The sequence below is a fragment of the Gammaproteobacteria bacterium genome, from assembly GCA_016199745.1.
Lineage (GTDB): Bacteria > Pseudomonadota > Gammaproteobacteria > Acidiferrobacterales > Sulfurifustaceae > JACQFZ01.
This window is the reverse complement of sequence record JACQFZ010000055.1, coordinates 22,492-42,007: the sequence shown is the minus strand read 5'-3', so window position 1 is coordinate 42,007 and position 19,516 is coordinate 22,492. Positions and strand designations below refer to the sequence as shown.

Genomic DNA, 19,516 nt, shown 5'->3' with positions numbered 1-19,516 from the left:
GCAATCGCCGCTCCAGCCGTCGAACTTGAAGCTGGCGTTGTAGGGGGTGGCGGTTAAGACGTCGGTGCCGCTGCCGAATTTGCGCAGGCAGTTGGCGCTGGGGCTGTTGACGCCGGCGGCGATGGAGCCGCAGCTGATGCCGGTGGGGCTGGTGATGTAGCCGAAGCCGGAGACGGCGACGCGGAGCAAATTACTGCCCGACGCGGTCGAGGAGAAATTGGCAGTTACCGTTCGTGCCGTTGTCATGCTAACGGTACAACCGCCAACACCGGCGCAGGCGCCGCTCCAACCGGCAAACGAATAACCGGCTGACGGTGTTGCCACTAACGAAACGGACGTACCGCTGTCGTAGCCTTGGCTGCAATCGGATGGGCAAGAAATTCCCGGCGTCGAGCTCGTCACCGAACCCCCATTCGCGACCACGACGGTAAGCACGATGCCGCCGACAGGTCCCGGACCGCTAGTGTCGGTATCACCGCCATCGCCGAACGTTGTTACTTCATCAGAACCCGAGCCACCACCACAGGCAACCAAAAACAAGGTGGCAACAACAAGCGCGATCGTGCGGAAAATAGCGGGCGAAAAAACGGGACGAAGCGACATATTATTGTTATCCCCTAAAAGTTATTGCGGCCCTTCAGCATTGCGCTGCACCGAAATACAGGCGGTGGGCCAACGTTTGTATCTAAGTCTTACAACACCAGCGCCGAGTCTTCCAGGTAACCGGGCGACATCGAAGCGCTGGCAGGATTGGCGGCGAAGTCTATCCGAAGGACGGTCAACCGCGAAGCGCTAATGCCGTAACGCGTCATCCATGGCGGCGCGCCAATGCGCATATCGCGCGGTAAATGCCGCATTTGCGATAGGTAACAATGGGATACCGACCGACGCCGGCCAATCGGCCGCCACCCCGGCCACCAATCCGGCAAGCCCACGGGCGGTGGCTTCGTGTTCCTGCGGACGCTGCACCGGCAGACCGGTCAAATCGGCTAGCCGCTGGCACAAGCCGTCGCAACGTGCGAGCCCACCGGTCACCAACAGCGTGCGCAAGGCATCGCCGACGACGTGCAATCGTTCGATATTGACCGCCAGTAAAAACACGATGCTCTCGGCGATCGCCACCGCTTGCGCGCTCGGCGCGGCGGCGCCGACGAAGCGCGATGCGAAATTCGGTTGCCAATACGGTGCACCGAGGCCGCCGACGCCGTTCAAAAAAATCGGCGGCGTCTCCGTACGTGCGAGCCAATCCGGCAACGACGCTTCGACATCGCTCAAGCCGGCCGACTCGCTGAACCATGCGAGCGCGGCGCCGGCGCCGTTAACGGTTCCTTCCAATGTATAAGTCGTTGCGCCCGCTTGCCGCCGCACCGCACTCGTCAACAGGCCGTCGACCCATTGCGGTGTATGCAAGACGCGCTGCACGAACGCACCGGTGCCGATATTGATGTAACCGGTGGTTGTCGCCGGTTCGCCAAACGCAAAAAGCGCGGCCGACTGATCGCCGGTCAATACCGTCAGCGGCAAGCGTTGCGGTCCGATGCGCAGGTGGCCGAATTCGAAGTGCGTCGGTACGCAACGCGGTAGTGCCGTTAACGGCACCTCGAATAACTCGAGCAGGCGATCGTCCCAATCGCCGCTGGCAATATTCCACAGCAGCGTGCGCTGGGCGTTGGCCGGATCGACCACGAGCGGTTGTTCCGCCAACAAGCGAAACGCCAAGAAACTCGCTAACGGCGCAAGCACCAGCCGGCCGTTGTCCGCAGCGGCACGTACCGCGTCGAGATGCTCGAGACACCAACACATTTTTGACGCGCCATAGTGCGGCGATAACCGCAGGCCGGTACGGCGATCGATGTCATGCGCCCGCGGTGCGATCGACGCTAGCTGCCGTTGCGCCCGCCGATCCTGCCAAGAAATTACCGGCGTGAGGGCGCGACCGCTGATGCGATCCCAGGCAACGAGGCTAGAACGCTGCGTGGCCAAACCAACGGCAATGACATCGTTCGCACGGGCGCCCAAATCGGCAAGCGCTGCGGTAGCGACCGCGCGCAGCGAATCGACGACCGCTTCGGGGTCTTGCTCGACCTGATCGACGGCGGGATACGTTGTCGCGACTTCGCGAACGGCGCGGGCGATGACATCGCCGCGTTCATCGAATACCAGCGCGCGACTGGCGTGGCCACCTTGGTCGAGACAAAGATAAAGCGGCATACCGAGAAATGGCCGCTAGTCTTTCCGCACCTCGGCGCTGCCGATGCGCGTCAGCGGGATACGAGCGACGGTGACACTGCCTTGGGCGCGGCGCTCGAGCACCGCCATGCGATTGGTGACCTCCACCAACGTGCCCTCGCGCGGCGGCTGTCCGCGTTCGTGCACACGCACATAGCGATGGAGATACCGCTTCAGCTCGGCGATCAACACCGGCCGGAATTGCCCGGTCGCTGCCGGTGGCGCCACACTGGCGCTCACCGGTGGCTTCGCGGCCGGCGGTGGTTCGGGTGCGGCGGCGACCGCCGGTGCCGCTGCCGGCAACTCGCCGTAAACAAAGCTCAAATCCTCTATCGGTTTACCGTTGACGTGCGCGACCAGATTCAACATCGTCACCGCGTCCGCCGGCTTGTAGTGCGCGAGCGCACGCAGATCGGGCAGATCCTCGCTCGGTTGCGCGCGCAACGCTAACTCGCCGTTCGCCGTCGTCAGATAGTCGCGGTAAGCCGCACGTATGCCGGGGCCGGGGAGAATTCCGAGTTGTTGAAAAAACGCACCGCCGTGCTCGACTTCCGCCTGCAGGTATTGGGCTTCGGTGATGCCGGCCGCCTTAGCGCAATATTTGCGCAGGCGCTCGTTGTACGACAAATCTTTGAGCACGACGCCGACTTCCTTAATGCGTGGCGACGCTGTTTTGAAATCGGCCAACCCGGCTTGAACACCGCTGAATTTGATATCCATGACAAACCGGTTCATGTCTTTGAGCTCAGCCTCGGTCCGCAGCTTCAGCAATCCGGCGACACCGTTGAACGTGTAGTCGAAACCGAAATCCGCCGTCAGCGTTTCATAGCCGAGCTCGCGCAAAAATCCCAATTGATTGGTCGCTAGATTGCCGCAGTTCGGTCGCGTCGGCTGGCGCTCGCTGGCAGCGGCTAGAAAACGATCGGCGACGTTCACCAGCTCGCCGTCCAACTGCAATTTGACGTCGTGCAACACCAAACGAAACGAGTCCGGCGGCGTGTTGTCCTTGGCGTGACGCGCGAAGCGCAGTAGATGGCGCAGGCTGCCGGCACTGAACGATGCCTCGCTGATCGAAACGACGTCGTCGATGCCGTTGGGTTTGAGCGTTAGCTCATCGATCTGCACCGTGCCGCCCCAGAGGGTGGAGCCGATACCGCGGTACTCGACGGCGACGAACAAAGCGACTTGCTGGCGGAAGCGCTCGACCGCGGCGTGCGTCTGCGAGTAGAGGTAATACTTGAGTCCGGCGTAAACGGCGACCGTCAACAACAGGACGATAGTAAGGAGCCTGCTGAGCTTATTCATTCACGGTACCTGCCGGGCGCGGCAACGTTTTGTAGATATTAGAGTTCTCGAGCGGACCATAGTCGACAGGGGAACACCGCGCAAGCCTCGACCGGCGAACGCGACCTCGAAAACCAACGAGAGTCGACGCCGTTAGCCGGCAGCCAAATAGCGGTTCCAGTCGTAGCCACCGGCACCGCTGGCAATCAGCCAAGGATTGCGCAGTGACGGCTTGTTGTAGCGCAGCGGCGCTCCGTCCGGGTCGACCACCCGACCGCCGGCCACCTCGACGATGCACTGCGCCGCCCCGGTGTCCCACTCCATCGTTGGCCCCAAACGCGGATACACGTCGGCCATGCCCTCGGCCACCAGGCAAAACTTGAGCGAGCTGCCCATCGACACCAGATCGTGCTCGCCGACCCGCGTTAGGTAATCCTGTAACGAGGCATCGGCATGCGACCGGCTCGCCACGACGCGCGGTCGTCGACCGTCATAGTGCTGCGCGCGGATCGCGATCGGCGCACCGGCACCTTGGCGCTTGAAGGCACCGAACCCACGGCAAGCGAGATAGGTGACGCCGTTGACCGGCACGTGCACCACACCCAACACCGGCTCGCCGTGCTCGATGAGGGCAATGTTCACGGTGAACTCGCCATTGCGGCTAATGAATTCCTTGGTGCCATCGAGCGGATCGACCAGCCAGAAACGCGTCCAGCCGGCGCGATCGGCATAGTCAACGCTCGCCGCCTCTTCCGACAAAATCGGTATTTGCGGCGTGAGCTGGGTGAGTCGCTCGACGATTACCGCTTGCGCGGCATCGTCCGCCGCAGTCACGGGCGAACCGTCGCCTTTAGCGGTGACACCGAACTCGTGCGCGTAAACGGCGAGGATACGTCGGCCGGCTTCCAGTGCCGTTTGCTCGACAGCATCGATAGAGCGACAAGGATCGAATGACATTTAGATTGCGCCCAATGAGAATTGCACCTAGGCAGCGAACATCATGCGCTGCGCGCCGATTGTTCTTTCTTCAATGCCGCTAGCTCTTTCCAATGACTTACGATTGTCGGCATCGCCGGCGGCGCGGCGTCGACACCCAGGGCACGCAGCACATCGGCGCTCGGCACGGTACGGCCGCCGGTGACGAATAACCCACGAACGGTCGCCAGCGCGCATAACACGTCGCCACGTTCGAAGCGCTGCTCCAAATAAAAATACTTCTCGTCCCAGGTCAGCATGCGCGTCACCAACGTAAATTTGCCGAACGGCGGCAGCGAACGAATGAAACTGATTTCGGCGCCCGACAGTACCGGCGTCCAACGATACTTCAATAGCAATTTAAAAAGGCCGATCTGCACCAACAAGTGCATACGGCCAAGATCCATGAAGGTCAGGTAACGGCCGTTGTTCATATGGAAGTTGAGATCGCAGTCGTTCGGCCAGACACGGAACGAGAGATGCGATTCGGCGAAGATATCGCGCCGACGTACGAACGGAATCAGTAACAACAACCGCAGCAGGCGCAGGTACAGATTCATAAATCACTCGGTTGGCCGACTCCTTATATTATGAAGGCGGCCAACCGAACGAGCATCAAAAATAACCGGTGGCGCTCAGGAATATGCCGCTGCCGGAGACGTTGATCTCATGACCGCCTTCGTCTTCGGCGATCGCATGCAGGTATTTGACCTCGGTGCGCAGGGCGAACCAACTAATAAATCGCCACTGCACGCCGCCGACCAGCTGCAACGCCGGACCACCGGCATCGCCGCTGATACCGCCGCTAAAATCGACGGCGACACCGCCAACGCCCGCGCCAATGTAGGGCTGCCACGCGCTTTGTGGGTGGAAGTAATACTTGCCGTTAAACAAGATCACCTGGCTATCGATCGAACCGGACGCGCCGGTGGACGGCGACGTGTAATCGTTCGAGTAGCGCATGAGCTCGACGCCCAACGACAGCGTCGGCCGCAAAAACCACTCGACTTCCACACCTGTCGCCATGCCGCTATCGTCAAACTGGCGATCGACGCCCAAAAACGTTTGCGATTCCTCAGCCAACGTGAAATTCCCGAACTTCGGTGAGACTGCCGCGCGGGTACGCCGCGAACGGATACCGGGTTCGATCACCGTGGCGGCTGACGGCGTCGCCGTGCTCGCCGCCGAGGCCGCCGGTATTCGCGTTGGCGTCAGCGACGGTCCGCCCGGCGCGGCCACCAACTGTCCGCGTTGGATTTGGCTGCGGCCGATGGCGAAGGAAACCGGCTTCAGCGCCAACAGGCCGTTAGTGGATTGGTACAACTCGATGTAATAGATACGCCCCGCTTCGACCGTCAGCGCCGTGCTGATCGCCGTGCCGGCGAGACGCGCCTCGACTCGACCCGGCGCCATGCTCCAATAACCGAAGGTTCGAGCACCGAGATAGGCCGCTTCGCTGCCATTCAACAACAGCGTCGCCGTCGAGCTGTCGGCATCGTCGGCACGATAGACGTAAACCAGCGCCTTATCGGCCAGCGGCACAGCGGTTTTGGCGAGGTTATCTTCGTTGGGACTGGCTAGCAGAACAGCGGCATGGGCCGGAACGGCGATTGATAGAAACAATACCAATCCACCGACGCGCCAACAACGGCGCCGATCGTCGTTCTTCATTAGAATTCCTCCCCTTCAGAAAAGTCGAAACGACTGCGAGTTATAATCCTGCTCGCCTCCGTGCGTTTCCGATCTCCCGGCTCGTACCATACCGACGCGAGCTAAACGCCGTCAACGCTAGGTCGGCGCTACCCTACACGTATAATCGACCGATGAACTGGAACGACATTGAAACCGTGCTGCTCGATATGGACGGCACGCTGCTCGATCTGCATTACGACAATCACTTTTGGCAGGAGCACGTGCCGCGGCGTTATGCCGAGAAACACGGCGTCGCCATCGACGCGGCGTCAAGCGAGCTGCGCCAGCGCTTCGCTAGCGCCGAAGGCACGCTGAACTGGTATTGCGTCGATTATTGGACGCGCGAGCTCGGCCTCGACATTCGGCAGCTCAAAGAAGAGATCGATCACTTGATCGCCTTGCACCCGCACACGCTCGAATTTTTGCAGGCGGTGCGCGCCAGCGGCAGACGCATGTTGTTGGTAACGAACGCGCACAATAAGGCGCTGGCGCTCAAGCTCGAGCGCACACAGCTGCGCGCGCACTTCGACGCCATCGTCTGCTCGCACGATTTTGGTTTGCCGAAGGAACACGTGGATTTTTGGGAGCGGATGCAGCAGGTGCAGCCGTTCGATAAGACGACGAGCCTACTGGTCGATGACAGCCTGCCAGTGTTGCGGTCGGCACGGCAATACGGCATCCGTCATTTGGTGGCGATTACTTGTCCGGACTCGAAACAACCGGCAAAAACGGTCAGCGAGTTCACGGCAATAGCGCACCTGCACGAAATTTTGCCCTGAGAAAGCGCTGATTAGTGCAGAATCAAACCATGTAGGGCGGACTTGTCCGCCATTTCCTTCCGTTCTTTATCGATCGGCGGACAAGTCCGCCCTACAATTTTAAATAAATCAGAAGTGCCGTTATCCAGCGAGGGTGGTGGGTCCCCGGATTGCGCCGCGCTCCATTGGGCTACGACCTTTGAAACGGTTGGCGTTATCCCTTTTTTATTGCCGTTCGATCAGGTTCATAATGACACCGATTCACGATTCGCCTCGAGGTGCTTTATATGAACGCCTGCAGAACCTTCGCGCTCGGCGCCGTACTCGCCGCGGTCGCGCTGAGCGGCTGCCAAACGGACAACGCTCGCAGCCCGCTGTCGTACCATATTCCGGTGGGATCGCGGCTGACGCTGCAGCGCGAGCTGACGATTCCAGCGGACGACGCCAGCATTTATATCCAAAACGGACGCGTACTGCCGTTCTCCGAGATCCAAAAATACGAGCCGCATTGCCGGTTCGCCATGCGTACCCGCGAGAACACACCCCGCACCGTGCAAAAGGACGAATTCTTGATTACTCAAGTCCGGCGGGATGTCAGCGACGGACTCACCGAGATCGGCCCCATTCGCCTGGCACGGGCGGGCGTCAGCATCGGCGATACGATAAACGACAGCGAAATTATGACCTTCGCCACCCGCCTGCGTTTGAACTCGGCGACGCAGCCGGACGTCAACTCACTCAATTGCGGGCAGTGGGCCGACACTTATGCGCGCTATCAGTACATCACCATCGATGAGCTGCGGCACACGCTCGCCGGGCTTTTTTCGTTGCAGCTGGCGCAGTAATGCGCCAGTCAGTCAGCAGCGACTAGTACTCCGTCAGATAAGTTTTTTTTTCCGCATGCCACCGTGCGTAAACCCCTCTCCCTCCGGGAGAGGGGAAGGGGTGAGGGACGGCGTGGCTACGATCACCGATGTTTTCCCTCACCCCAGCCCTCTCCCGGAGGGAGAGGGGGTCAGTTCGTGCCGTCGTTATCGAGAAAAACTTATCTGACGGAGTACTAGCGCGCGCGTTTTGTCTTTGCCTTCGTTTTCACCGGCTTAAATCGCTGATCCCACTTTTTGAAACGCTTGCGGCAATAAATCAGCAGCGATTCGTAATCGGGGAAATACATGTCGAAATCATCAGCGCCGGCCGCGCCCTCGAACTCGCAATCGTCGTTCGAGTGGTCGCGGCAGACCTGCGGCCGGGTGTCGTAGATACCGCAGAGGCCGCCCGGCTGTAGATGCTGGCACTTGTTATTGACCAGGATGAACCAGCCGTCGGAATCCTTATAAAACTGGGTATTGAAGTGCGAGATCTGCCACAGCAATAGGTCGAAATCTTCCATCACCTTGGGCGTGTCGATCTGCTGAGTAAAATACGTGCAACAGGTCGACGGGCCTTTGCAGAAGCTGCATTTGTTTTCCGGCGTGATCTTCACCTTACCGGCCGGCTTAATCGGAATAACAGTGGTCATGGCTCACACCCATCGGGAAGAGCGCGCATTATAGTAGCGCGCTCGCGCTGAAACGAGACCGAACAACGCACAAATCGCCAAGCCCGGATACAATAGCTGTACCAAGATTAGACGGATCCCACCGTGAAACTTACGCCACAAGCATTCAAAGCTAGGCCCCACAAAAGCGTCACCTTGCTCGGCATGTCCGGTGTCGGCAAGACCCGCGTGGCCACGCAACTGCGCCAAGGCAATTGGTTTCACTACTCGGGCGACTACCGCATCGGCACGCGCTACCTGGACGAGCCAATCCTCGACAACATCAAGCACCAAGCGATGCAGATCCCGTTCCTGCGCGAGCTGCTACGGTCCGACTCTATATATATTCGTAACAACTTGAGCGTCGACAATCTGCAGCCGCTGTCGAGCTTTCTTGGCAAGCTTGGCAACCCAGATCACGGCGGCCTGACGCTCGACGAGTTCAAGCGCCGGCAGACGCTGCATCATCACGGCGAGATCGCGGCGATGAAGGATGTGCCGGAGTTCATCCACAAAGCGCGCGATATCTACGGTTACGCCCATTTCGTCAACGACGCCGGCGGCAGCTTGTGCGAGCTCGACGATCCGCAGGTGCTGCAGGTATTGGCCGAGCACACGCTCATTTTGTACATCAAGGCCAGCAAAACCGACGAACAAGCGTTAATCCGCCGCGCCGAGCAAAACCCGAAACCACTTTATTATCGCGAGGCGTTTTTGGACGAGCAGCTGGCGATTTACTTAGGCGAAAATAATCTTTCCTATGTCGCGCAAATCGAACCGGATCATTTTGTCCGCTGGATGTTCCCGCGCCTGTTTTATTCGCGCATTCCCCGCTACGACGCCATCGCCAAAGAATACGGTTACACCGTGACCACCGACGAACTGGCGCAAGCGCGCGACGAAAAGAGCTTCCTGCGTTTGGTCGAACACGTGTTAGAACGCCAGGCTTAACCATGCCCCTCGTTGCCAATTCCGATCTCCCCGCCTTCGATGCCCTCCGCCGTGAGGGCGAGACCGTCGTGCCGCGCGATGTTGCGTTGAAGCAGGACATCCGCGAGCTGCACATCGGCTTGCTTAATATGATGCCGGACGCGGCGCTGGCGGCAACCGAACGGCAATTTTTCCGGCTGATCGGCGAGAGCAACCAAATCGCCCAGTTCTATATGCATCCGTTCACGCTCAAGGAATTGAAGCGCGGACCGGAGGCAAGCGCACATGTGGCGAAGCACTACGAAAGTTTCGAGCAGATCAAACGCGACGGCCTCGATGCGCTCATCATCACCGGCGCCAATGTGACGCAACCCGATTTAGCGCTCGAGCCGTTCTGGCAACCGTTGATCGAAGTCATCGACTGGGCGACGGCGAACGTCACGTCGACGCTGTGCTCGTGTTTGGCAACGCATGCGGTGCTGCAATTTCGTTACGGGCAAAAACGCCGGCCGCTCGGCTTCAAACGCTGGGGCGTGTTCCCGCATCGTGTGGTCGATCGGCGGCATCCGCTGGTCAGCGACGTCAACACCCGTTTCGACGTGCCGCATTCGCGCTTCAACGATATCAGCCACGAGCAATTTGCCGCGGCGCGGTTGCCGATTCTGGCGGAAGGCGACGAAGCGGGCGTACACCTGGCCGTCAGCGAAGACGGCTTTCGCATGGTGTTCTTTCAGGGCCATCCGGAATACGACACGGTCAGCCTGCTCAAGGAATACAAACGCGAGGTCACTCGTTTCGCCGCTGGTGAGCGTAGCGATTACCCGCCATTCGTCGACAACTATTTCAGCGCACAAACCCGCGCCATTCTCGACGAGCACAAAGGCCGTATCATTGCGGCGCACACGCAGCAACAACCGATTCCGGAACTGCCGGAGGCGCTGGTGGCAGCAACGCTCGACAATACTTGGCACGATACCGCCGAGGCGGTGATTAACAATTGGATCGGCAAGGTCTATCAAATCACTAACATCGATCGCAAGCTGCCGTTCGGGCCGGGCATCGATCCGAACAATCCGTTACGTTTGCAACGTTAAGCCGCTTCTCCCTTTAAGCCGCAAAGGAATTGCGCGCGCCACTGATATCCGCGACAGGCTTTTCACGGATTGAGCGCGACATATCACTATGGTGGCAGCTCTAGCAGTGGCGGCGATAACAGCAGTGGTAGTAATAACGGCGATAGTGATGCCGGCAATACCGGTGTCGATGTCGGCATCGATATCGGCGATGACGGCAAGGGGAAAGGGAAAGAAAAAACAGATAAAAAATAACAACGGCAACGACCCACCGGCTAAGCTAGCCAGGAACTGTTTCAAAGCGGCTCAACCAAACCGAGTGAGGCAACATAGGTAGGCGAACCGTGCCCCCCGTAGAACCCGGCAAATTAATCGAACAACTCAACTCGCTCGAGCGCGATGCCGCCGAGCTGCGCCGTCAGCTCGGCGCGCAGGCACCATTAGACGTACCGACATTACGATTGATCGTCGAGCATGCGCGCGACTGCATTTCCTTACATGATCCCAGCGGCCGCTTCTTGTTCGCGTCAAATTCGTTCGCGACTTATTTCGGCTGGCAACCGCAAGACCTTATCGGCCGCGCCGTCTATGAGCTGTTTCACCCGGACGATGTCGCCCGCATCGCCGTCGATCAAGCCGCGCACGGATTCGACCAGACGTATCGCAACATTGCCTATCGATTGCGTCGCACCGACGGTAGTTATCGCTGGGTCGAAACGCGTTCGGAGACGTGCACCGACGACGACGGTGTGCCGTTAGTGGTCTGGGTCACGCGCGATCTGACCGAGCTGTTCCGTTCGCTCGAAGAATTGCGCAGCCAGGTGACGGCGCTCGATTCGCTTTCCGGCCGCGACGATCTGACCGGTCTCGCCAATCGCCGCCGACTACGCGCGCGCCTCGGGTCGCTGCTCAAAGAAGGTCAGCGCCGGCGACACTTTGCGGTGGCGCTGATCGACGTCGATCACTTCAAGAAGATCAACGACACCTTCGGCCACGTTACCGGCGATGCCACCTTGATCGCTATCGCCAACGCGTTGGCGCAAACCTGCCGCGATGTCGATATGGTCGGCCGTTACGGCGGCGATGAATTCTGTGCGATCTATGTCGATACTCAACTCGAACAAGCGCGCGAACTGGCGAAGCGGCAGTGCGAGGCGGTAACCCGGCTCAAACTGTCGGAAGCGCGCCCCACCATCAGCGTCGGCGTCACCGCCTATGAAGAAGGCGATAACATCGACGCCTTGCTGCAACGCGCCGATACCGCGCTCTATCAAGCCAAAACCAACGGCCGCAATCAGGTGCAAACCGACCGAGCAACGGCAGCGCTGTAACGGCGGCCCACAAACGACGCAACGCGCTTCGCTGCTATGCTATTCGGCAACGTTTCCACTTTCTTAGAGTCCTTAACAAAATGAACCGACATCAACTCAACAGCTTCCCTCACCCCAGCCCCTCTCCCGAGGGAGAGGGGTTTTGAAGCCCTTCTCCCCCCGGGAGAAGGGTGGGGATGAGGGAAGCAGGGAGTGCACATGAAAAATCTAGGCACGCTGTTGCTCGGCGTTTGGCTGGTCGCCACCGGACTGCGAGCGGTTATTCACCTGAACTTCACCTATGACACGGTTGTGCTGGGCGCGCTCGCTATTGTCACCGGCGTGTTGATCGCGCTAAAACGCTAGCGCGGACTACGACCCGGCAGCGTGGCGTATCGTGCCGAGCATTTCGTGCACATCCTGCGCCATGACGGCGAGAAAGCCGGCGAGCCCGAGATAATACAGCGCGTACGTTAATCGAGTTTCCGGTTTCGCCTTGTAATAAGCCGCGTGTTCCGGATCGTTTGGATCGAACTTGATTGCCTTCCATACCTGCGGCGCCGCAAACAGCGCCATGATGATCAGCAACGGACTTGGCCGATACAAAAACAACCCGATTAACATCGGCACGCCGAGTAGCCACACACGCGGCGAAATGATGGCAGTGATGCGGCCGCCGTCGAACGGCGAAATCGGGATCAAGTTGAACAGGTTCAAAAAGAATCCGGCGTACGACAACGCCAACAACAAATCGCTGTCGTACTGGCGCGCGAGCAGGTAACACGCCAGCGCACCGACCGTGCCGGCGACCGGACCGGCGATGCCGATGTAAGCTTCGGTTTCGACATCGTGCGGCAACTGCTTCAGTTCGATCCAGGCGCCGACAAAGGGAATGAACGTCGGCGCGCCCACGCCGAGGCCACGTTGACGCGCCGCCAGGTAGTGGCCCATCTCGTGGACGAAGATAAGCAGCACGAAGCCAACGGCATATTTCCAGCCAAAGATGAAGGCATACGCGAATACCGACAGCAGCATCGTGCCGCCGGTCAACAGCACCTTGCCGAGCTTCAATCCGGACAGCAACAACAATAAGAATCTCATACCTGCCTCAGCTCGGTGTACCGCCGGAAGATTTGCGACCCTTCCACCATTTCGCCAGGCCGCCGCCGAAGGCGACGAAACCGATAGCGATCAGCTTCCAGAACTTCACCAGCACGCCGGCGAGCAGCGCGAACATGCCGAGTTTTTTGGCGGCAACGCCGGCCACCAACGCCGCCAGACCGTAGGCCGCGACCTTGTCGGTCGAGGCGTCGAAGTCGGCGTAGCGCTCGCCGTCGCGGAAACTCAAAGCGCCGAGCAAGGTCTTGGCGATCGGCTTGTGGGTCTCGATCGCTTTCAAATCGGTGACGAGATTCATGCTGATGTAGCCGTCGCGGCCGAGGCTGTAGGTGTTGTAGTTGATGCCCTTCTCCGCCGAATCGGCCGCACCCTTGTCGCGCGACGCAATCGACCATACCAGTTGGCGCGTGGTCGAATCGTAGTGCGGCGGCTCAACCCAACCGACGATTTCCATCTCGGCAATACCGCGCTTACGGCGCTCCTCGTTGGCGTGGTCGGTGCCGTCTTTTAATGACTGCAGCAGATCGTCGGCGTTCCAATCCTTAGCGTCGTCGTCTTTGATGTAACCGGCCTTATCGAATTGGATGACGACAAACCAGTTGTCCGCCGTCTCACCGCTGGGAAATACCATACCGATCAACTCGTCGCCGGCGCGATTGCCCCATGCCTGCAGAATTCCCGCCGCCTCTTTCGCCGGCACAAAGGCGAAATTAGCCGGCAGCTTGAGCGTCGCCTGGTCGGCGAGCGTCACGTCGGCCGGGCCGCGCTGCACGGTTTTTTCGGCGGCGGCGAAAGCGGCTTGTACATCGGCCGCCGCCGGCTCGGTGACGTCGGCGGCAAGCGCAGCAACGCTATTAACCAGCAGAAGCAACAACGGCAAGCACGATAGCTGTTTGCGTAAGAACGACATGAGGGACTCCGCTAATTATGGGGTGCCGATGTGCGCGGCCAGACCGCGCGTTGTCGGCGCGGTTATCTGATTAAAGCAGATTAAGGTAGGTAACTACGGTGACAGCTGGAGCGTGCGCCAACCGCCATCGGCGGCGCGCTCGTAGCGGATGCGATCGTGCAATCGGTTCGGACGATCTTGCCAAAATTCGATCCGCTGCGGCACGACCCGGTAACCGCCCCAATGCGGCGGCCGTGGCACCGGCCGGCCATCGTATTCGCGTTCGCACTCGCGCAGTTGCGCTTCCAGCACCGCGCGGCTTTCGATCGGCCGGCTCTGCGCCGACGCCCACGCACCGAGTTGGCTACCGCGCGGACGCTTGGCAAAGTAGGCGTCCGATTCGGCGGCGCTAGTCTTGGTGGCTTGCCCTTCGATTCGCACCTGCGATCCGAGCGGGTCCCACCAGAACACCAACGCGACCGCCGGATTGTGCGCTAACTCTTCGCCCTTACGGCTTTGATAGTTCGTGTGAAAAACGAAGCCGCGTGTATCGACCGAGCTCAGCAGGACAATACGGGCATCCGGCCGACCGTCGCTACCGACGGTGGTTAGGGTCATGGCATTCGGCTTGTCGATGCCGGTGCTAGCGGCCTTGGCAAACCATTCGGTAAACAGCGTGATGGGATCGGTGGCTGACACAGGAAGCTCTCGGTTGACCGGGCCCAGTAAAAATCATCCGGCGGCGGCGGTCAAACCGAGAGAGTACGGCGGCGATTATTGCGGCAGTGCGACCTTCAGCTGGAAGAACCACAAGGGGACCCACTTCGGATCGACCGACGGGATGTAAGTGATGTTGACCGCGACCTTCTGCGTGCCGATAGACAGCACCGGCAGTGCGCCCAGGAACGGGTTGTCGTTCTTGTAGCCTTCGCGCTGCATTAAAAAGGCGATGGCGCCGATGTCGACGTGGTAATCCGAGCTGATGGCGAAGCGCTTGAGATAGCCGCCGCCCGCGTAATACGACGGGTTGTTGTTGGAATCTTTGAAGCCGGAGGCAGTAACGAACGGGATCCAGTTGTCGCCGACGACGTCGAAATCGTATTGCACGCCGGCACCCCAGTTCTTTTCGTTGTAATGCTTGTCGGTACCGATGTGCCACGCCTTGCCGTTAATAATCAGCGATGTCTGGCCGGCTGAAGCGGCAAATGGCATTAGCAGGAGGGTAACGACGATGGCCAACAAAAATCGTTGGCTGGCGCTTTTTTCATTCCGGTTGCGAAAGTCCATTTTATTCCCCTGTTGTCTATTGAACCGCAGGTGAGCGGCCTGCTTGCTAGGGGTAAATGCAACCGATGTGCCAGGGGGATTTTCTCCCCTATCGGTGACGGCTAGCCGACACTTGCGGCGCCATGCCGGCGGAAATCAGACAATCCTGAGGTAACGATAGTGGAGAATCGGGGGGCGCGTGGGCGGACAACGAACGGGCTAAAACGATGACTAAACTCACCCACCCCGAACTTATTAACAGGTCCCTTTCCCTTCAGGGGAGGCGAGACGGAGCTGGCGCACTGGTTTTAGTGCGCCCTGGGCAAGAAACAGGATGGGGGTGGGTTGTGGTCGCTACTGCAAAAAACCCACCCCCACCCCGACCCTCCCCCTGAGGGGGAGGGAGTGGCGGCTGATACGTTTCGGCTTTTGCCTCAAGTAAGTGCCATTCTGCGCTGGAACAATTCTTTGACGAATTAGCAGGACACGACCCTAGGAACGGGACACCATCGGCGAGAAATTGCTGAGCGAACTTAATAAACGCTCTTTGCCACGCTCACGCCGGCCGCTAGCGGCGGCAAGAACTGCGCGGCGAATCCTTGGCGTTTGCGCAACTGCTCGTAGTAAAGCGCTTTAATATCCGGCACGCACGACTGCTGAACGGCGCTGAGCTGTAGTAGCTGATCGCTCCATCGATTGATTTTCGGATGCCGCGCGCGATCGAAGATGCCCGGGCGCAACTCGTCGAGATAGCGCAAGCGCTGGAACAACGGCGCATAGCTGGCGTCGACCAGCGAAAAATCGGCGCCGCTGAAATATGGCGCCGCATCGACCACCGTTTCGAGCTGATCGAACTTGCTCTGCAGATCGCTGAGTACGTCGTCGAATTCCTGCTCGGTCGGTTTCACCGTCAGCTGGAAAGCATTGGGCATGCAGTTGTTGCCGAATTCTATCCAGCCACGATGCGTCGCGCGCGTGAGCAAATCGGCCGGATGCAACCGATTCGGATAAGCCTCGTCGAGATATTCATTAATAATCGCCGATTCGAAAATCACATGCTCGCCGACCAGCAGCAGCGGCACTTTCTTAAACGGCGAGATCCGCAAAAACCACTCCGGCGGGCGTGCCAGATCGATGTACTCGATGTCGTAGTCGATGGCTTTAACGATGAGCGCAATGACTGCCCGTTGCACATACGGGCATAGCTTGTAGCTGATGAGCTTGGGCTTGATCGGCATTAGCGCGACCGCCGCGTAATGACATCGATGCGCCCGCGCGAGCCGACCAAATTCGACGCCAACCAACCGGTGATGCTGACGATAATCGCGCCCAAGATCGCCGCCCAGAAACCTCTAATCGTGAAGTCGTCGAACACCCAGGCGACCAAACCCAGCATGGCGGCGTTAATGACGAGCAGAAACAAACCGAGCGTCACCAGCGTAATCGGCAACGTCAGAATAATCAGCACCGGCCGCAACACGGCATTGACCACACCGAGCAATAGCGCCGCACCGATCAAAGTCCAGGTACCCTGCACGTTGATGCCGGGCACCAGCACCGATGCCGCCCACAGTCCGAGCGCGACGATGAGTGTGCGCAATACAAAACCGACCATACTGTTTATCCTCGATCCTTTTCGTTAGTAGATCATGCTGGCGTCACCAACAAACGGCCCATCAACTTCGCCAACTGTTCGATCTCCGCTGCCGACAAATGGCGCGCGAAGTATTCCGAAATCGCGTGCTCGTACACCGGCCACATTTTCTTCTGCAATGCGCGCCCGTCTTTGGTGATCGCCACATGAGCGCCGCGGCGATCTTCTTTGCACGAGTGGCGTTTGACCAACCCTTCTAGTTCCAGCCGATCGAGCAAGCGCGAGACGTTGTATTTGCTCAGCAACACTTTGTCGCCGAGCTCGAATTGACGCAATTGACCCTCGTCGGTACGACCAAGCTCGAGCAATACGTCGTACCAGGCCAATGGCGGCAAATCGGCCGCTTTCAAGTCGGCCTCGACTCGTTCGAGCAACGCTTGCTGCGCGCGAATCAATCGCACCCAGGCGGCGAATGTGGCTTCACAAACCTTTCCCGTCATAGCGGCGAGCATATCCGCCGTTGGTTGCACTTGCAACTTTATTGGGGCGGTGCTATTGTCAAATTAGTTGCATATGCAACCGTTGTAACCGCAACCAATCAACGGAGGAAAATCATGTTTCGTCCTATATCGCGTCAGGAGCTACAAGCTCAGCTGAAGTCCCAAACCCCAGTCGCCTTGGTCGAAGCGCTGCCGGAAAAGCACTACCGTGACGGCCACCTACCCGGTGCGCTGCATCTTCCGCACGATAAGGTACGCGAGCTGGCATCGCAGGTTTTACCCGATAAAAATGCCGTTATCGTCGCTTACTGCGCTAACGCACCGTGCCAAAATTCGCGCATTGCCGCCCAGACCTTGGATTCGCTCGGTTATACCAACGTCTTCGAATACGTTGACGGCAAACAAGATTGGATCGACGCCGGACTACCGCTGGAAAAGGGCGCAACCGCCACCGCCGTGACGTAATTGCCTACCACTCAACCCCCCTCTCGCACCCACCCGCGAGGGGGGTTTTTACTTGCGGCTGGCTTGTAGCGCGGTTTTACGGTAAGGTGCCGATCCGCGCTGGGATTGCAACCACGGTTCACCCGCGCGATTTCATCACTCTCTGACCCTCCATCTGGTTTCAGGTTTTTCATCTCTGGAATTTCAGCGACAAAACGGTTGGCGAGGATGTAGCGCCATCGGCTTTGTTGCTGCTCTTGCCATGTCTATCGGTAGGTAATAGCCGCGCGGATCTACTTGGCGGTTCTTAACCTGGGCGCTTTTCACGCTCTCTCAGGAGAGCGCGCGCGTCCGCGATATTCAAGGAAATACACTAAAATGACGTTCGAACAATTAAATCTGCACCCTTCGATCCTAAAGGCGCTAACCGAAAGCGGTTACAACACGCCGACCCCGATCCAGGCGCAGTCCATTCCCGAAGCGCTCGCCGGCCATGACCTCATGGCGTCGGCGCAGACCGGTACCGGTAAGACCGCCGCGTTCGTGCTGCCGTCGCTGCAACGCCTGACGACACCGGCAACTGCCCCCGGCCGCGGCCCGCGCGTGCTAGTACTGACGCCGACGCGCGAGCTGGCCAATCAGGTCACCGAGGCCGCCGCCAAATATGGCCGGCATCTCAAGTTCCGTATCGGCAGCATCGTTGGCGGCGTTTCGTACACCCCGCAAATGCGCCTGCTGTCGCAGCCGCTCGATATCCTCGTCGCCACACCGGGTCGTTTGCTCGACCATATGGAAAGCGGTCGCATCGACTATTCGCGCCTCGAAGTATTGGTGCTCGATGAAGCCGATCGCATGCTCGACATGGGCTTCGTGCACGCGGTTCAGAAAATCGCCGCGGCGACGCCGGCCAACCGGCAGACGCTGCTGTTCTCGGCGACGCTCGAAGGCGACATCGCCAAGCTCACCAGCCGCATGATGAAAAATCCGAAGCGCATCCAGATGGCCAACGTGCAGGAGCGTCATGAAAACATCGAGCAGCGCTTGCACCATGTCGACGGCGGCGAGCACAAGCACCAACTGTTGGTGCACTTGCTGAACGACACAGCGATCGACAAAGTCATCGTCTTCACCAGCACTAAGCGCGGCGCCGACCGCCTGGCGAAGAAGCTGCACACCGAGGGTTATCCGTCGGCGGCGTTGCACGGCAACATGAACCAGAACCAACGCAACCGCGCGATCCAACATCTGCGTACCGGCAAAGTACAGCTGCTGGTCGCAACCGATGTCGCCGCGCGCGGCCTCGACGTCAATGGCATCAGCCACGTCGTCAATTACGACCTGCCGAAAAACCCGGAAGACTATGTGCACCGCATCGGCCGTACCGGCCGTGCTGGCGCCAGCGGTATCGCTATCTCGTTCGCCAGCGCCGAAGACCGGCGCCAACTGCGTGATATCGAGCGCTACACCAAGCGCTCGATCCCGGCACACGTGGTCGAGGGCCTCGAGCCGAAGACGACGCCGAATACGCGTTTCGACAGCGAGCGTCCGCGTTCCAACGGTCATCACCGCAAACCGTCGGCCCATGCCCACCGCCAAGGCGCTCAAAAGCGACCGCCGCAACGGGAGACAAACGGAAATAGCCGCCCAGCACCGAATGGTAACGGCGGCAACACGCGCCACGCGGAAAGCCGCGACGGTCAGCCGCGCCGGCAACAACCGCGTAAGGACGGCCGGAACTTCCAACGTGACGGACGTCGTCCGCTGCTCGGATAGTTGATTAGCAATATCGCGCCGCGGTAACGCCGCGGCGCGCCTTCTCTTCTTTCCGTAAAGGAACTTTCCCAAGGACGGCTTTACTAAGCACTGGACCGCTGGCGGTTATTGCCCATCGCCTGCAACCACGGCGTATAGTGCAT

The 19,516-nt window shown here is 59.4% G+C and carries 23 protein-coding genes; 9 read left to right on the top strand and 14 right to left on the bottom strand.

Annotated features, from left to right (window positions below; all coding sequences use genetic code 11):
- The 6 genes from HY308_14690 to HY308_14665 form a co-directional block, all read right to left on the bottom strand.
- Positions 1–603: hypothetical protein (locus tag HY308_14690; protein MBI3899522.1), on the bottom strand; the 603-nt coding region annotated here is incomplete at its 3' end.
- Between the two features lie 189 nt (positions 604–792).
- The gene (locus tag HY308_14685) at positions 793–2,211 is read right to left on the bottom strand and encodes a hypothetical protein (protein MBI3899521.1); all 1,419 of its coding nucleotides are present in this window, start codon (positions 2,209–2,211) and stop codon (positions 793–795) included.
- Between the two features lie 15 nt (positions 2,212–2,226).
- On the bottom strand, positions 2,227–3,534 hold the full coding sequence (locus tag HY308_14680) for a hypothetical protein (GenBank protein MBI3899520.1): 1,308 nt from the start codon (positions 3,532–3,534) through the stop codon (positions 2,227–2,229).
- A gap of 132 nt (positions 3,535–3,666) precedes the next feature.
- Positions 3,667–4,470, bottom strand: a complete 804-nt coding sequence (gene cysQ, locus HY308_14675; protein ID MBI3899519.1) for a 3'(2'),5'-bisphosphate nucleotidase CysQ — start codon at positions 4,468–4,470, stop codon at positions 3,667–3,669.
- A gap of 41 nt (positions 4,471–4,511) precedes the next feature.
- Positions 4,512–5,048: a thioesterase family protein gene (locus HY308_14670; protein ID MBI3899518.1), complete on the bottom strand. Its 537-nt coding sequence runs from the start codon at positions 5,046–5,048 to the stop codon at positions 4,512–4,514.
- 55 nt (positions 5,049–5,103) lie between these two features.
- A complete protein-coding gene (locus HY308_14665; protein ID MBI3899517.1) occupies positions 5,104–6,159 on the bottom strand; it encodes an outer membrane beta-barrel protein in 1,056 nt (351 codons plus the stop codon).
- 152 nt (positions 6,160–6,311) lie between these two features.
- On the opposite strand from HY308_14665, the gene yrfG reads away from it, so the two are divergent.
- Together yrfG and HY308_14655 are read left to right on the top strand one after the other, a co-directional pair.
- Positions 6,312–6,959 carry a GMP/IMP nucleotidase gene (yrfG, locus tag HY308_14660; GenBank protein MBI3899516.1) on the top strand — a complete coding sequence of 216 codons (648 nt, stop codon included), beginning with the start codon at positions 6,312–6,314 and terminating at the stop codon, positions 6,957–6,959.
- A 266-nt stretch (positions 6,960–7,225) separates the two neighbouring features.
- Positions 7,226–7,783, top strand: coding sequence for a hypothetical protein (locus tag HY308_14655; GenBank protein MBI3899515.1), 558 nt, complete (start codon positions 7,226–7,228; stop codon positions 7,781–7,783).
- A gap of 215 nt (positions 7,784–7,998) precedes the next feature.
- Here HY308_14655 and HY308_14650 read toward each other — a convergent pair whose 3' ends face one another.
- Positions 7,999–8,457 carry a YkgJ family cysteine cluster protein gene (locus HY308_14650; GenBank protein ID MBI3899514.1) on the bottom strand — a complete coding sequence of 153 codons (459 nt, stop codon included), beginning with the start codon at positions 8,455–8,457 and terminating at the stop codon, positions 7,999–8,001.
- A gap of 123 nt (positions 8,458–8,580) precedes the next feature.
- Here HY308_14650 and HY308_14645 point away from each other — a divergent pair, with 123 nt between their 5' ends.
- From HY308_14645 to HY308_14625, 5 genes are all read left to right on the top strand, one after another.
- Complete coding sequence (locus HY308_14645; protein MBI3899513.1) at positions 8,581–9,426, top strand: ATPase; 846 nt, start codon at positions 8,581–8,583, stop codon at positions 9,424–9,426.
- A 2-nt stretch (positions 9,427–9,428) separates the two neighbouring features.
- Positions 9,429–10,499: a homoserine O-succinyltransferase gene (locus HY308_14640; protein ID MBI3899512.1), complete on the top strand. Its 1,071-nt coding sequence runs from the start codon at positions 9,429–9,431 to the stop codon at positions 10,497–10,499.
- 69 nt (positions 10,500–10,568) lie between these two features.
- Positions 10,569–10,733, top strand: coding sequence for a hypothetical protein (locus tag HY308_14635; protein ID MBI3899511.1), 165 nt, complete (start codon positions 10,569–10,571; stop codon positions 10,731–10,733).
- 89 nt (positions 10,734–10,822) lie between these two features.
- A complete protein-coding gene (locus HY308_14630; GenBank protein MBI3899510.1) occupies positions 10,823–11,809 on the top strand; it encodes a GGDEF domain-containing protein in 987 nt (328 codons plus the stop codon).
- Positions 11,810–12,007: 198 nt separating this feature from the next.
- Positions 12,008–12,154: a hypothetical protein gene (locus tag HY308_14625; protein ID MBI3899509.1), complete on the top strand. Its 147-nt coding sequence runs from the start codon at positions 12,008–12,010 to the stop codon at positions 12,152–12,154.
- Between the two features lie 6 nt (positions 12,155–12,160).
- On the opposite strand, the gene HY308_14620 is transcribed toward HY308_14625, so the two are convergent.
- The 7 genes from HY308_14620 to HY308_14590 all read right to left on the bottom strand — a co-directional run bounded on the left by HY308_14620 (position 12,161) and on the right by HY308_14590 (position 17,108).
- Positions 12,161–12,889 (bottom strand): site-2 protease family protein, encoded by a 729-nt coding sequence (locus HY308_14620; protein ID MBI3899508.1) that lies wholly within the window; start codon positions 12,887–12,889, stop codon positions 12,161–12,163.
- A 7-nt stretch (positions 12,890–12,896) separates the two neighbouring features.
- Entirely contained in the window at positions 12,897–13,817 is a 921-nt protein-coding gene (locus tag HY308_14615) for a DUF2167 domain-containing protein (GenBank protein ID MBI3899507.1), read from the bottom strand.
- 93 nt (positions 13,818–13,910) lie between these two features.
- Positions 13,911–14,522, bottom strand: a complete 612-nt coding sequence (gene pdxH, locus HY308_14610; GenBank protein MBI3899506.1) for a pyridoxamine 5'-phosphate oxidase — start codon at positions 14,520–14,522, stop codon at positions 13,911–13,913.
- A 48-nt stretch (positions 14,523–14,570) separates the two neighbouring features.
- A complete protein-coding gene (locus HY308_14605) occupies positions 14,571–15,083 on the bottom strand; it encodes a hypothetical protein (protein MBI3899505.1) in 513 nt (170 codons plus the stop codon).
- A gap of 512 nt (positions 15,084–15,595) precedes the next feature.
- The gene (locus HY308_14600; protein ID MBI3899504.1) at positions 15,596–16,294 is read right to left on the bottom strand and encodes a glutathione S-transferase family protein; all 699 of its coding nucleotides are present in this window, start codon (positions 16,292–16,294) and stop codon (positions 15,596–15,598) included.
- A gap of 5 nt (positions 16,295–16,299) precedes the next feature.
- The gene (locus HY308_14595) at positions 16,300–16,677 is read right to left on the bottom strand and encodes a phage holin family protein (GenBank protein ID MBI3899503.1); all 378 of its coding nucleotides are present in this window, start codon (positions 16,675–16,677) and stop codon (positions 16,300–16,302) included.
- Positions 16,678–16,709: 32 nt separating this feature from the next.
- Positions 16,710–17,108: a MarR family transcriptional regulator gene (locus HY308_14590; GenBank protein MBI3899502.1), complete on the bottom strand. Its 399-nt coding sequence runs from the start codon at positions 17,106–17,108 to the stop codon at positions 16,710–16,712.
- 162 nt (positions 17,109–17,270) lie between these two features.
- Between HY308_14590 and HY308_14585 the strand changes: the two genes are divergently transcribed.
- Positions 17,271–17,621 carry a rhodanese-like domain-containing protein gene (locus HY308_14585; GenBank protein ID MBI3899501.1) on the top strand — a complete coding sequence of 117 codons (351 nt, stop codon included), beginning with the start codon at positions 17,271–17,273 and terminating at the stop codon, positions 17,619–17,621.
- Between the two features lie 357 nt (positions 17,622–17,978).
- On the top strand, positions 17,979–19,373 hold the full coding sequence (locus tag HY308_14580; GenBank protein ID MBI3899500.1) for a DEAD/DEAH box helicase: 1,395 nt from the start codon (positions 17,979–17,981) through the stop codon (positions 19,371–19,373).
- The last annotated feature ends 143 nt before the right edge of the window (positions 19,374–19,516 follow it).